This is a genomic window from Phycisphaerae bacterium, from assembly GCA_024102815.1.
GTDB lineage: Bacteria > Planctomycetota > Phycisphaerae > UBA1845 > UBA1845 > JAGFJJ01.
In genome coordinates this window covers 109,562-122,568 of sequence record JAGFJJ010000078.1, presented here as the reverse complement: position 1 = coordinate 122,568, position 13,007 = coordinate 109,562, and the positions used below count along the sequence as shown (strand labels likewise).

The window sequence follows — 13,007 nt, the reverse complement described above, 5'->3', positions numbered from 1 at the left end:
ATACCGGACGCCCATGGTAGCCAATCGTCCGGGCGGTTGCGAGCCGTCCGCCCCCAAGCAACACGTTTGTGACATCGGTCAAGCGGAAGAGTGACTGGCTTTGGGCGGCCGGTGCGTTCCTAGGGGCTGGAACGCGCGATAAAACCTTCCAGCTCAACGAGATAACGCGATGCTGCGGGCTCGAATTCGAAGGAGTGTCTCGTTTGTGGGAAGCGCGTGACCCGACAGTCGGGCCACCCGAGACCTCGCGCAAAAGCCTCCGTGCGGGAATTGTCCACAATGGACTCCTCCCCGGCGAGCATGAAGTGGATGGGCACCGGGGGGCATTGCGGCAGCGTGGCCACGACACGGTCAAGCCGACGCGAGGCGAGATAGAAACCGGCGGTGCACTCGCGGAGCGTCAGCGGGTCATTGGCTATAAACTCCTGCCATTTCGGATCGGATGTGAAGTACTTCGGTTGGTCCAGCGGTATTCGAAACGTGGAAAGCGGGTCGTAGAGCATGGCGAACCCGATCCGCGACATTTCGTCTTTCGTGGCTCCGACAAGCGGAAAGAGACCCGGAGCGGCAAGACTCAAGCTGGCGATGCCGGACGGATGAGTTGCGCACAGCGCGACGGCCAGCTTTCCGCCCCAGCTTGCACCAACGACGTGATAGCGGTCCCCGCCCGTCCGTTGCAGCAGCGCGTCCTTTGCCACCAAGGCGTCTTCGAGAAGTTGCTCGGGAGATTCAGCGTGACCGCGTACGTGGTCGTTTCGCCCGCAACCACGACGATCGGCCTGAATAACGGCAAAGCCCGATTGAGCCAGGTGCCGGGCCGACAGTTCGTACCACCCGCAATGGGACTGGATTCCATGAAGGAAGAGCACCGCGCCGCGAGGCGAATCGCCCGCGGGCCAGAATCGGGCATAGGCTCGAGAGCCATCCGGCAGGGTCAATGGGCATTCCTGAAAATCAGGCATCAAAGCAGCTTAACACAAATCGATCCACACGTCGGCTGCGAGTGAAAAATGGGGTATGCGACTCGCTCGCGGACGGTGTACACTACTCGCCTCCAGGGCGCGGCTCGAGCGTTCCACGCACCGCGCGACTGTTCCGAATCTGCTGACGGTGAATTCATGCAGCCGATCTCCTCCGTCATCCGGCAGCAAGTGGAGACAGACCGCCTTCTGGGTCTGGACTTCGTTCCGCTGAATCCGCGATGCTGGCGCAGCGTGGGTCAAGCGAATCGCCCAGGCGGCACGGCCGGCCGGCGTGGAGGCGTCCCCGGGGCGGCGGCACACCAGACGCCGAGGACCGCCGGAGGAAAGGGGGATACCGGTCGCGCGGCCGAGAACGCCGAGCGGCTGCGGGTCCTCGACGAAACGCAGGTCCGTTCCTGCACCAAGTGTACCCTTTGCAAGGAACGCACGCGAACCGTCTTCGGGCAGGGAAACCCGGATCCGCGCTTGGTGTTCGTAGGCGAGGCGCCGGGTTTCGAGGAGGACCGCCAGGGGTTGGCGTTTGTCGGCAGGGCCGGCCAACTCTTGACGCGCATGATCGCGGCCATGGGACTGACACGGGACGACGTCTACATCTGTAACACGGTAAAGTGCCGCCCGCCGAACAACCGTGTTCCCACGGCCGAGGAGATTCTGGCCTGTAATCCTTACCTTCGGGAGCAGCTTTCGATTCTGCGGCCGGAGGTCATCGTCGCGCTCGGGGCCCCGGCGTCGAAGACGTTGCTGGGGACGGCGGAGAGCATCAGCCGACTTCGCGGCCGGTTCCATGATTTCACGCTGCCGGGCGGAGCGGGAGAATCGAACGAGACGATTCCGCTGATGCCCACGTTCCATCCCGCGTACCTGCTTCGCAGTCCGGAAGAAAAACGGAAAGCGTGGGAGGACCTGCAACAGGTCATGAATCTGCTGGGTCTGGAGCGGCCGGCAAACACCTAGGAAGACGATTGAGCAGGCGCCCCACGGGGCGGGCCTGATCTGCCCTGCTTGACATCGTCCCATGAATGAAGGACGGAAGGTCGTGGCGATTCATCCGACGGCGGTCATTCATCCGAAGGCGGAACTGGCCGACGACGTGGAAGTCGGACCCTATTGCGTGATCGATGAGCACGTCCGCATCGGCCCCGGCTGCCGCTTGTTTCAGAACGTATACCTCACCGGCTGGACGGAGATCGGCAACGGCTGCGTGTTTCATCCCGGCGTGATCGTGGGGCACGAACCACAGGACGTGAAGTACCGCGGCGAGCGAAGTTTCTGCCGCATCGGGCCGAACACCGTGCTGCGGGAGTATGTCACCATTCATCGCGGCACGATCCCGGATTCCGAAACCGCCGTGGGCGAATCCTGTTTTCTGCTGGGCGCCAGTCACGTGGCGCACAACTGCCGCGTGGGAAACCACGTGACGATGGTGAATGCGGCCCTGCTGGCGGGGCACGTGGAGGTCGGGGATCGCGTGATGATCGGCGGCGCGGCCGCCGTCCACCAGTTCGTCCGCATCGGCGAGCTGGCCATGATCAGAGGTAACTCCCGCGTGCCCAAGGATGTGGTCCCGTTCGCGCTCATGGATGAAGACGGGCGTGTGGCGGGGATGAACCGCGTGGGGCTTCGGCGCGCGGGGATAACCGCCGAGGAGTCGCGCGAAATCCGCGAGATGTACCGTGTGCTGCTATCTACCTCCCTGGATCATGTCGCACGGGTGGCGCGGGTGGAGGCGATGGCTTCGACGCCGGCGGGGAAGCGTCTGGCAACGTTCGTTCGGGGTGAGAGCCGCCGGGGACTGGCCGGCAGAAGTCGCGTAGGCCGCCGCGGCGACTCGTCCGAGTAGCGATCGCAACACGGCGGATCAGATGCTTCGGTTGACTTCATAGGCGGGTCGGCTACAACATGGCGGAATCCGGCATGTTTACCCGGCTCGGGAGAACACACCGGCGATTTCGGGGCTCATAGCTCAGTTGGTTAGAGCGCGTCGCTGATAACGACGAGGTCTGAGGTTCGAATCCTCATGGGCCCATTCCCGTCTTGTTTGACCGCCGGGAACCCGCGGCTTGCATCGCTCGTATTATCCAGTATGGCTGAAACCGCCGGCGCCAGCTGCAGGATAACTGATATTGGCTGTCAGGATGCCTCTCCTGCCGCGACTTATCAAAGGAGCGGATAGCCGACGATTGTGCGCCCGTGCCGCATCCGTTCGTCCGGCCGTGGCGCCGTTGGGCGCCGCATGAAATGAAGGCGACATCACGGTGGCCGGTGTTACCGTCAATGAGAATGTCGACGTGGTGCAACCTGCCGGTGAAGGGACTCCGCAACAGGCGGGAGGCGAACGGGGAATCGATGCACGTACATGGGTCGACGCGCACGGCGACGCTCTGTTTCGCTTCGCGATGCTGAGACTGCGGAACGCCCACGAGGCGGAAGAAGCCGTGCAGGAGTGTCTCCTGGCGGCGCTCGATGCGAAGCCTGCCTTTGCCGGACGCTCGTCGGAACGCACCTGGCTGATCGGCATTCTGAAAAACAAGATCGTGGATCGCTTCCGCCGCAGGTCTGCGTTGGAGCCCGTTGGAGAAGCGATTTCCAGGAAGATCTTTGACCAAGACGGGCTCTGGCGGTCCGCACCGCGCAAGTGGCAAGGTGATCCGGAGGAGGCGGCGCAGAACGCCGAATTCCGAGCCGTGCTCCACGAGTGCCTGCGCAAGCTGCCTCATGCCCTGCGCGATGTGACGATCCTTCGAGAATTGGACAACATCGGCAGCGGAGAGATTGCGGACATGCTTGACACAAGCCAGGCGAACGTGTGGCAGCGTTTGCACCGCGCCCGGTTGGCACTGCGGGCGTGCCTCGAGGCCAACTGGTTCAACCCGCCCAAGCAGGCAAGGACGAAGCGGACATGAAGCGGTTCTTTCAACTCTTGTTCATGCCTTGCGAGGGAATCGCGGGATTGACTGATGGTCTCCATGACCGCAGGCTCAGCCGCACGGAGCGGTTCGCCGTTCGCTTCCATACCCTCTACTGCCGGGCCTGCCGCCGGTATCGCAAGCAGCTCGTTCAATTGCGGCGCATTCTGCACGCGGACGCTGGGACACCAGTGCCGGACTTGCGACTCCGCGAGGACGCCCGTGAGCGCATCATCCGCGCGGTGGATTCCATGCGTGGTCCGGGGCCGACGTAAGCCCGGCTCACGGGGCCATCAGAATTCTCTCCAACTCGATATTCGGTCCCGGCGGATTCCGGCAGGGCGGCCGTTAGGGGACAACCCCGCACACAACCGGCAAAGAAAAACGAAGAGAGGCGGGTCCAGATGAACCCGCCCCTCCTGTCTTGTTTCAAGACGTCCGTCTTGCATCCGTCGCTTACGGACGCTCATCGGCCGGAGGAACCGGGCAGACCGCCGGAGCGACAGGACCGCAAATCGCGCAGCCCGCACCATCCGGGTGGTCATACGGATAGAACTCGCGGTTGGAGCCGACTGAGAACGCGTTGGCGATGCGGAGCACGTCCGGACCGATGACAACGCCGTCGACGGCCTGCGGGTTGACGTCCGTCCACGTCCGGGCCGGAGCCGTCGGAAGGCTCGAAACCGCCTGAAGCGCAGCGGAGATGTCGAATCCGGAGACGTTCAGGTTTGGCGGCGTCCAGCTGTTCGGCGGCGTCGGCGGCGTCGTGGAGCCGTCACCCGACGCCGAGAACAGACCGACAAGGTCGCCCCAGAAACGGCCGTTCGTCGGGGTGGCCGTCGTCGAAAGCACCAGCGGCGCCGAGAAGGTCACGCCGTCAAACGTGGACTCGATCGTGTACGTCTCGCTCGGAGCGATCATGCAGTTGGTGACCTTCACCGAGGCCTGGTTGCCGAATGTGTTCAGGACGATCGGCAGCGAGCTCAGACCGCTGATGTTGCGGCCGGTCCACGGCGAAGCCGTGCGCGGCTTGCCGACGTAGTACGACGTACCGCTGTCGTTTTGCGTCACGCGGTAGGCAATGGGCAGACTCTGATTGAAGCCACCCATGTCCGGCACGAAGCAGAGGAAGCGCTGCGTCATGGCGGCGTCCGGATAGCCCGTGCAGGGAGCCGGCGTCGGCGGGAGCACGGCCACGGTGCAGCCCGAAGAGGCGGCCGAACAATTCCCGATCGGGAACGCCGCATCCTTCACGCCATCGCAGTCGAAATCGCCATCCGTCCAGCCGCAATCCGAAGCACAAGCCGACGCGTTGAAAGCGTCGAGGTCGGCCTTGTCGACAATGCCGTCCAGGTTGATGTCGCCCGCCGCCGTGCCGAGGATGTTCTGCACGAGCTCGACGGTCACGTCATCCACCAGCGTCATGCCGTCGCCGTTCATGTCGCAGCTGTAGTCGCAAAACGGGCAGACGCCGTAGACCCAGTTGCCGGCACGGATCTTCTCGCAGCAGTAGTCAATGTCGGCGACATCGACCTTGCCGTCCCAGCCCACGGGGTTTCCACCCGCGTTGGCAGCGCGGCCGTTGATGTTGCCCGGACGACCGGCCACGTCACCGCGGAAGTCGCCGGCGGCATAGGCCTTGCCCGTGGCCAGGAACGGCGCCGCGTCGACGTCGTACTCCGCGTTCTGCGGGAGGGGCGGTCCCGGCAGCGGTCCGGCGTGGACCAGGATTTCGGCCGGCGTGTCGAACGGATCGATATTCGGCAGAGCCCACGGAAGCTGCGGGCAAACACAGGGACCGGTCGAGGCGCTGCAATCCGCGTCGGTCGTGCAACGCAGACCGCTGTTGCGGCAAACCTTGCTGATCGAGCCCGGATCGCAATCCAGAATGGCATTGTCGATGGCAATAGCACCAGCCTTGCGGTCGACCCATTTGTCGCAAACGCCGAAGCTCGGCGAGCAATCAGCGTCGACCGAGCAGGAAACCAGCGCGCCGGCGTTGCGGATGCTGCAGTACTTCGGGGTCAGCGCCAGACCGTCGGCGAAGTAACGCAGGTCTTCCTTGGACAGGCTGCCGTCGCCGTTGAAATCACCGAGGACTTCGGGAATGGCCGTGTCCTTGACCATCGAGCCGAGGGCACCCGAGCCCTGGGCGACGGGCGACGCCTGCCAGGCGCGCGGGTTGTAGTAGGCCTTCACCAGCTCGGTCGCGTCGTTGAGGTCACGCGCGCCGTCGCCGTCCATATCGCCCTGAACTTCGTTCCGCGCTGACAGACGACCGCTGCCGATTGTCGGGAAGCTGGAAGCCGAGGACGCGGAGCCGCCGTTATACTGATAGAACGGGTCAGCCGAGCCATCCGAATAGACGGTCGTCGTGGCCAGAGGCAGCGCCAGACGATCTGGAACCTCACCGGCCGGATTCACCGTACCGTACGCCGGAATACTGATCGCGCTGTTTATGGAGATGTAATCCTGGAGATCCTGGACCAGGTTCGCATTGGTCAGATAGGTCATCGAACCGTCGAACTGGTGCAGGCAGTCCATCGCGTCGCGCAGGAAGAACTCCTGGGCGAGGTACTCGCCGGGCATGTTGAACTTCAGATCGCAGTCATCGTTGCCGCCCGTGCAGGTTTCACCCACTGGGCAATCAGCGTTGACCACGCAGTTCTGCGTGGTGGTAATGCTGCAACGATCGTACGGGCAGTCGGCGTCGATATCGCAGCCGACCAGATCGCAGGTTTCGCCCCCGGGGCAGTCGGCCGCAGTGTTGCAACGCGTCCCGGCCGTGCTGCACTGAGCGCTGACCGAGCACTGACCGATGAAGAGCGGTGAGGTGCCGAACGACTGAATGCTGTCGAAAATGTTATTCGCGTATGCCGCGACAGCATCATTATCCAGCGCCGGCTGACCCGCATCAGGGTTGTAATTGGGGTCGAGCGGATCGCGGTTGCGATCGCGGTTGCCGCGGAACACGAACGAACCGCTACCGGCAATGCGATAGGAGGTGCATGCGTCACAGTTGTTCAGAACGTTGTCGGTTCCGGCGCGGATGAAGCTGGCCGGCGTGCTGCAATCGCAGGGGGCCTGGTAGCCGAGGCAGGCTGCGCCGCCCGGACAGGGCGTCGTCGGCGTACACTGATCACGCGTCGGCAGGTCGCAGATACCCGGCGACTCGACGTCCTGGCAGACGTTGAGCATTTCATACTGGCCGGCGGGCACGTCGCCCTGGATACGCGAGCTGCCGCTCAGGCCGGTGTAACCGATCGCCAGACGATGGCTGCGCACCGAGCGCTCCATGATGCCCGAGCCGCCGCAGTTGCTCGGCTGCGTGCCCGGTCCGAGGCGAACTTCGTTCTCGGTGTCCACGCGGTTGCCGATGTTGTCGCCGCGGCCCCAGCTGGTATCGATGCCCAGAGAGTTCATGGCCGCATTGCGCGTACCGGAACCAACGTCACGGGTCGCACCCACCAAGTTCTCACCATTGGGGAAGCGGCCGGTGACGAAGTGGTTCTGGAGCTCACTGAACTTCACGTTTTCCTTGCCCGTGCCACGGTTGCCGATGATGCCGACGGCAACCCAGGCGCCCACTTCGGAGTAAATGGAGTCGCTGTTGGCCAGCGGCGTGGTCGTATTCTGATTCAAGCTGCCGGAGGTGATGACCGTACCCGTGTCGCAGGTATCCGGCGGGAGGCAGTTGCGGTCCGTCACGCAGGGCGTGACGCCGTCCGTGCACAGATAGCAATCACGAGAGAGCGACTGCAGGGCGCTCAATCCACCGGCCGTATTGGGAATCGGGCAATCGCCGTAACCCGGGCGCGTCGGATCGATGAACCAGTTGGCCGAGCCGGGAACGATGACGCCCCACGAGGCGAACACGTCCAGAAACGAGAACTCGATCTCGCACTGGGTCAGCGGCGTGCCGCTGGGGTTGTCCGGCGTACCGGTGAACAGGATGGTACTGGCATTCGAGTACTGAAGACGGTTGAAGATACCGGCCTCGGACGCGCGGTTCAGCGGAATGGCACCGCAGACCTGGCTGTCCACGAACTCGTCGAATCCGCGAACCGAGCCGACCGAGCGGTAATTGAAGAGCAGCTCGGTGTCGAGCGTGCCGATGCCGTCGAAATAGGGCTCGGTCAACTGGTCGACGATGCCCGCCGTCGTGGGACAGGTCGGGGGAGTCGTGTCGTTGAAGCCCGAGCACATGTCGCCGTCCACGTCGATCCAGTCGTTGGTCGAGGCGGGCGTCAGGAAGAAGTCCACGAACAGGGTAGCACCTGCACCGGCCACCTGCCCGACGTTCACGATAATCGCGTCTCCATTGGCGTTGGTCGCGCCGGGAGACGGAATCGTGTAATTCGGATTCGTGCAGATGTTGTTGCCGATCGCCATGGCGAACGGCGTCGAGGCTGCCACGGCGATAACCGCCAGGCAGCCCGCAATACTCCTGGATACTCTCATGATCACTTTGCTCCTTTGGTTGATTTCGCCCTCACGATATTGACGTGACCCCCGCCATCCCGGCAGATTCGCCGCGATCCGGCTTAGGCCACAACTCCTTTACCTCCATACGTCACGAGCGAGTCGAGTCGGCGTGGCCTGCTCCCTCCCCTCCTTTCCGGTTCAATGAACGTCTATCTTCCGGTAACGGGTGTGTTGTTCATGGGGTAGTCTGTTTCGGGACGAGGTCCGCTTGCGCCATTACTGGTTTCGTGGGAAGGGTAGCGCGCCAGTATTAGGATCTGATGAGGGTATCTATAGGAATGGCCACAGCCTCGCGCTAAGTTCGCGCATGATTCGCGCAAGGCGAAGGCTAACGAACTGCGGCCGCTCTTGGCTGCGTTCTTGATTTCACAGACTTAGCGCGGCGTATATGCAAGATTCGTGCAATTCAGACTTGTCGTCGCTCCACACCCCAATATCATGCTGCAACCTTCCGCGGTGGAGGGAGGCTCCAACGGCTGCCGGGACACCAGCCCTTGGGGCCATTTTCTTGCGCCGCACGCGTAGTGGACCGGAAAAGCCCGGTAGCATCAGGAAGGGGATTCCAGCCGGCGAGGGCTCATTCGTTGCTTTCGCGCCGCCTCGGCCGCGCTGCGAAGGAGGATGGCGACTGTCACCGGGCCCACTCCTCCGGGAACGGGCGTTACCACACTGGCAAGCCCCACCACTTCATCGAAGGCAACGTCACCGGCCACGACGCGCTGGCCGTCAGGCGTTTCAATCGTATTGATTCCCACATCGATCACGACAGCGCCCGGCTTGACGTGCTCCCGGCGTATGAGGCCGGCCTTGCCCACGGCCACGACGAGGAGATCTGCCCGGCGCGTATGTTCGGCCAGATCGTGCGTGGCAACATGGCAACAGGTCACCGTGGCGGATTCATGCAACAGAAAAAGTGAAATGGGTTTCCCGGCAATGGCCCCCTGCCCCACGACGCAGGCATTCATTCCATATGGTCTGACGCCGGCTTCTTTCAGAATTTCCATAACCGCCAGTGCAGTGCACGGTGCAATGATGGGATTATCATAAAAGAGCAACCCTATGTTTGCGGGATTGACTCCCTCGACGTCTTTGTAAGGATCGATCCAGTATTGCATCGCCGGAGTATCAATACCATCCGGCAGCGGAAGGTTGAGGAGAATCCCGGTGACTTCCGGGTCGTCGTTGAGCCGGCAGATGAGATCGCGAATTAGGGACTCCGAGGCAGACTCCGGAAGCGTGTGCAGCCGGTGCTCAATACCCACGTCCTGGCATCGCTTGCGCTGGGAGCGCACGTAGATGCCGCCAGCATCGGGATCGCCGACGAGTATCGTATCCAGAACGACGCGGACGCCCTGCGCCGCCAACTCGCTGACCAGGCGCTCCGCGTCCGCTTTAATCTGCCGGGCCACCCGCGTCCCGTCGATGATTCGCGCTGTACTCATTCCCGGCCCACCTCAGTGTCCCACGTGCTTAACGATTCATCCGCCCAGTCGCGCCGATAGAATGGCCGGCTCGCCGTATGCAAGCCAGTACACCAGCCACAGCAGCGGGCCGATCGTCGCCCCGACAACCAGCGCCCACTTGATCCGCACCATGACCGCATCAAAACGCCGCGCGGCCCCGGGATCGCCCGCCAGGGCGATGAGCGCCTCGATGCGGCGCCGAATGGATGCATGTCGCCAACTCCGCTCCTCGTGCGGTATGCCGTTGAGCACCGCCACCCGATCCAGCGCCGAAGCGAAAATCCTCGCGCCCGACATGCAGATCCGGCCGTCGTCCGAATGCTCCCGATCGCCTTCGTTGTGCACGGCACAAGACACCCGGCACTGCTCCGCGGGAGGCGTGGCGCAAACGGCGCCGAAGACGTCCGCCTGCCTTTCGAACTGCCGTGACAATGAACCGAACCCGAGGATCCAGAGGATGGCAATAACGGCGGAAACCGCCACGGCGATGACGCCCGTCGGCGTTTCCGGGCTCCAGACCCCGCCGAGCGCCAGCGTGAAGACCTCCATCACGGCGGAGAGGGTCAGCCAGCCGATCAGGGCGAACGCCAGAAACGCCAGAATATGGTGATGACGCACGTGCCCCGCCTCGTGGCCGAACACCGACTCCGTTTGGCGCGGCGTCATCGATTCGAGGAGCGCATCCGACAATAGGACGTAACGTGCCCGGGCGGAAATGCCCATCACCGCCGCGTTGATGATTGTCCCCTCACTGTGCCAGACCAGAATGTCGCGCACCCGCAGGCCTATTCGCCCGCACAACGCCTCCAGACGATCGCGAAGTGGCCCGCGATCCAGCGGACGCGTTCGCCATATGCGTACGATGAGCACCGGCGAAATCAGGAAGATCGCGGCCGCAGCTATGCCGAGGATCAGATCCGCCCCCCAATCCGCTCCGATCCACCGGGTCAATTCGGACTCGTATCCGCGGGTAACGTCCGCAGCCAGCAGCACCAGCGTCAGCGGGGCGGCGGCCGCGAGGAGATCGTGCCGCAGGTGGAAAACCAGGAAAGACCAAAGCGTCCAGTCGGGTTCATCCGCACCGGCCGAATCGACCTCGACAACGCGCCAGGGACCGGGCTCGGCCTTTTCATCCGCGATGGGCGAGGGCGGCGTCCCCGCCACATGTGTTTCCAGCATTGGCACCGCCCCCTCGAAGGAGAACGTTCCAATCCAATGCGCGATCAGGCCGGCGACGAATGGCAGAAGCACCCCCAAGTCGCCCAGGACTTGCAGCCAGGGTGAAAATTCTGCAATTCGAAACCACTCCGGCCAGCGGGTCAGGAATACGGTCGCTGCGAATGTAACGGGCATGGCGGCGCGCAACGCCGAATTCCAGCGGAGGTAACGGGCGTGGACCGCAGGAGATTCTGTTCCGCTTGCCGCCGACAGTTCCCGAAACGCCCGGGTGGCCCCCCACCAGCTAAGCAGGCCGTACAGGACGGGCAATCCGATGGCGGCGGACAAAGTTATGACGACGTCGCCTTGGGGTACGGCTCGCCAGGCGCCGGGATCCTCGGCGTAGATAAGCAAAACGGCGAAGGCGATGATGGTCGACGTGTACACGATAACACCCGATTGGAGGCGACTACCGCGGGGTTTGTACTCCGCCCTCGGCGATCCCGAAAGGGCGAGGAGACGTCCCCCGAAAGCGTCGGGCGGACTTGCCAGCAAGGCGCCGGTACGTTATACGATTCCTGATTTCTCCGTACCGGGCGGAGGCGAGCAAGAACCGGTACAACAGCGGCGGTGTCCTGCCGGGGCTACGCCGGCGCCAAGCCGCTCGCCGGCCGGCAGCGACCGGTCCAACCAACGTGTAGTTGCGCCGTCGCGGAACGAGACTTGCCCGACGACGTTCATCGGAGCCCCGCGCTTCCGACCTAAAGACGCCCTCGCCAGCAGGCAGGAGAATTGCGTTGAGCACGCTGTCCAAAGTCTTCACGGTACTTCTGGTCATCTTCTCCATCGCTTTCACCGTCATGACGGTGTCCTTCGCGGCCAACTCCGCCAACTGGCGGGATACGGCCCTGAAGTTCCAGCAGGAGCGCGACCTGGCGGATTCCAACCTCCGGCATCAGATTGCCGCGGGCGCCGCGCAACTGGCCGCGGCCAACGATGCACTTCAGCGCCAGCTTCAGCGCGTCGCCGATCTCGAGAAAAGCGTTCGCGAGAAGGAGATTGCCCTGGCGCAGCTCCAACTGGACGTGGATCGCGTCGCCGCGGAAAAGAGCAGTGCCGAAGCACTCAATCGCGGATTGGTCGCCCAGCTTCAGGCCGCGGAGACGACTCGAAGCGAGTACCGCAAGCAGCGCGACGAGCTCGAGGAGCAGACCATCGAGCTCAACCGCCGCAATGTCGATCTGAACGAGCGTGTTAACGAGTTGACCGCGCGAATCGCCGTTCTGGCCGAGCAGCGTCGTCAGTTCGAGCAGCAGATCAACCTCCTCAAGCAGCAAAACGAGGCGCTGGCACGGTCCACCGGCGCGACGCCGATCGGACGTTCCATGGAGGAACCGCAGGGCGCGGCGCTGACGGGCGTGTCGGCGGTTGCGCCGCCCGCCCAGACCGCCATCCGCGGCAAGGTGGTCGATATCGCGGGCGACGTGGTCACGCTCAGCGTTGGCTCGTCGGACGGCGTTCAGCCGGGCATGGTGTTCGTCGTCCATCGGGGGGATGAGTACGTGGGAGATCTGCGCATCGACCTCGTCGATCCCGAGCGCTGTGCGGGTCGCACCCTGGCCGGCGGCGGAATCGCCCGCGTGGGCGATCTGGCCACCGACGCGGATTCAATGACCTCGCTGCGCGGCTAAACGCACTGAACCGTGAATTGCTGACGATCCAATGGAGAGATTGCCATCATGAGCGACGAACCCGGCGGACAGCAACCCGGAAACGACGTCTATACCGTTCTGCTGATCGTCGCGACGGTGATGGTCTTCGCCGCCACGATTTACCTGGCGGTGCGCAGCAATCAGCTCTTTGGAAGCTGGAATCCGTTCAGCTCCCTCGGAGCGTAGCTACATGCAACGACGCGCCCGGCACGTCTGTACCTGCGGGCGCCGACTCACGTCCGACGCGCCGGCCGTCGGCGATCGCGGTGCGGGCACGTCGAAAGCGACAAACGTCATTCG

General features: G+C 63.5%; 10 protein-coding genes and 1 tRNA gene. 7 read left to right on the top strand and 4 right to left on the bottom strand.

Going from position 1 to position 13,007, the window contains the following annotated elements:
- Positions 1 to 119: 119 nt before the first annotated feature.
- Positions 120 to 962, bottom strand: coding sequence for an alpha/beta fold hydrolase (locus J5J06_20305; protein MCO6439438.1), 843 nt, complete (start codon positions 960 to 962; stop codon positions 120 to 122).
- A gap of 156 nt (positions 963 to 1,118) precedes the next feature.
- On the opposite strand from J5J06_20305, the gene J5J06_20300 reads away from it, so the two are divergent.
- The 5 genes from J5J06_20300 (at position 1,119) to J5J06_20280 (ending at position 4,164) form a co-directional block, all read left to right on the top strand.
- Positions 1,119 to 1,937, top strand: a complete 819-nt coding sequence (locus J5J06_20300) for a uracil-DNA glycosylase (GenBank protein MCO6439437.1) — start codon at positions 1,119 to 1,121, stop codon at positions 1,935 to 1,937.
- Between the two features lie 61 nt (positions 1,938 to 1,998).
- Positions 1,999 to 2,823, top strand: a complete 825-nt coding sequence (gene lpxA / locus J5J06_20295; protein ID MCO6439436.1) for an acyl-ACP--UDP-N-acetylglucosamine O-acyltransferase — start codon at positions 1,999 to 2,001, stop codon at positions 2,821 to 2,823.
- 112 nt (positions 2,824 to 2,935) lie between these two features.
- A tRNA-Ile gene (locus J5J06_20290) sits at positions 2,936 to 3,009 on the top strand.
- Positions 3,010 to 3,238: 229 nt separating this feature from the next.
- Positions 3,239 to 3,886 carry a sigma-70 family RNA polymerase sigma factor gene (locus tag J5J06_20285; protein MCO6439435.1) on the top strand — a complete coding sequence of 216 codons (648 nt, stop codon included), beginning with the start codon at positions 3,239 to 3,241 and terminating at the stop codon, positions 3,884 to 3,886.
- Positions 3,883 to 4,164, top strand: coding sequence for a hypothetical protein (locus tag J5J06_20280; protein MCO6439434.1), 282 nt, complete (start codon positions 3,883 to 3,885; stop codon positions 4,162 to 4,164). The genes J5J06_20285 and J5J06_20280 overlap by 4 nt, the downstream gene beginning before the upstream one ends.
- Before the next feature lie 181 nt (positions 4,165 to 4,345).
- Here J5J06_20280 and J5J06_20275 read toward each other — a convergent pair whose 3' ends face one another.
- From J5J06_20275 to J5J06_20265, 3 genes are all read right to left on the bottom strand, one after another.
- Positions 4,346 to 8,350, bottom strand: coding sequence for a hypothetical protein (locus J5J06_20275; protein ID MCO6439433.1), 4,005 nt, complete (start codon positions 8,348 to 8,350; stop codon positions 4,346 to 4,348).
- A gap of 572 nt (positions 8,351 to 8,922) precedes the next feature.
- On the bottom strand, positions 8,923 to 9,816 hold the full coding sequence (locus tag J5J06_20270) for a bifunctional 5,10-methylenetetrahydrofolate dehydrogenase/5,10-methenyltetrahydrofolate cyclohydrolase (protein MCO6439432.1): 894 nt from the start codon (positions 9,814 to 9,816) through the stop codon (positions 8,923 to 8,925).
- A 36-nt stretch (positions 9,817 to 9,852) separates the two neighbouring features.
- On the bottom strand, positions 9,853 to 11,442 hold the full coding sequence (locus tag J5J06_20265) for a M48 family metalloprotease (GenBank protein ID MCO6439431.1): 1,590 nt from the start codon (positions 11,440 to 11,442) through the stop codon (positions 9,853 to 9,855).
- Between the two features lie 350 nt (positions 11,443 to 11,792).
- Between J5J06_20265 and J5J06_20260 the strand changes: the two genes are divergently transcribed.
- The gene (locus J5J06_20260; protein MCO6439430.1) at positions 11,793 to 12,686 is read left to right on the top strand and encodes a hypothetical protein; all 894 of its coding nucleotides are present in this window, start codon (positions 11,793 to 11,795) and stop codon (positions 12,684 to 12,686) included.
- A gap of 48 nt (positions 12,687 to 12,734) precedes the next feature.
- Positions 12,735 to 12,893, top strand: a complete 159-nt coding sequence (locus J5J06_20255; GenBank protein MCO6439429.1) for a hypothetical protein — start codon at positions 12,735 to 12,737, stop codon at positions 12,891 to 12,893.
- The last annotated feature ends 114 nt before the right edge of the window (positions 12,894 to 13,007 follow it).

What these genes read in the sequence shown, in the direction of transcription:
- lpxA (MCO6439436.1), top strand. Translation starts at nt 1,999, where the DNA reads ATGAATGAAGGACGGAAGGTCGTGGCGATTCATCCGACGGCGGTCATT.
- J5J06_20300 (MCO6439437.1), top strand. Translation starts at nt 1,119, where the DNA reads ATGCAGCCGATCTCCTCCGTCATCCGGCAGCAAGTGGAGACAGACCGC.
- J5J06_20270 (MCO6439432.1), bottom strand. Translation starts at nt 9,816, where the DNA reads ATGAGTACAGCGCGAATCATCGACGGGACGCGGGTGGCCCGGCAGATT.
- J5J06_20305 (MCO6439438.1), bottom strand. Translation starts at nt 962, where the DNA reads ATGCCTGATTTTCAGGAATGCCCATTGACCCTGCCGGATGGCTCTCGA.
- J5J06_20280 (MCO6439434.1), top strand. Translation starts at nt 3,883, where the DNA reads ATGAAGCGGTTCTTTCAACTCTTGTTCATGCCTTGCGAGGGAATCGCG.
- J5J06_20255 (MCO6439429.1), top strand. Translation starts at nt 12,735, where the DNA reads ATGAGCGACGAACCCGGCGGACAGCAACCCGGAAACGACGTCTATACC.
- J5J06_20275 (MCO6439433.1), bottom strand. Translation starts at nt 8,350, where the DNA reads ATGAGAGTATCCAGGAGTATTGCGGGCTGCCTGGCGGTTATCGCCGTG.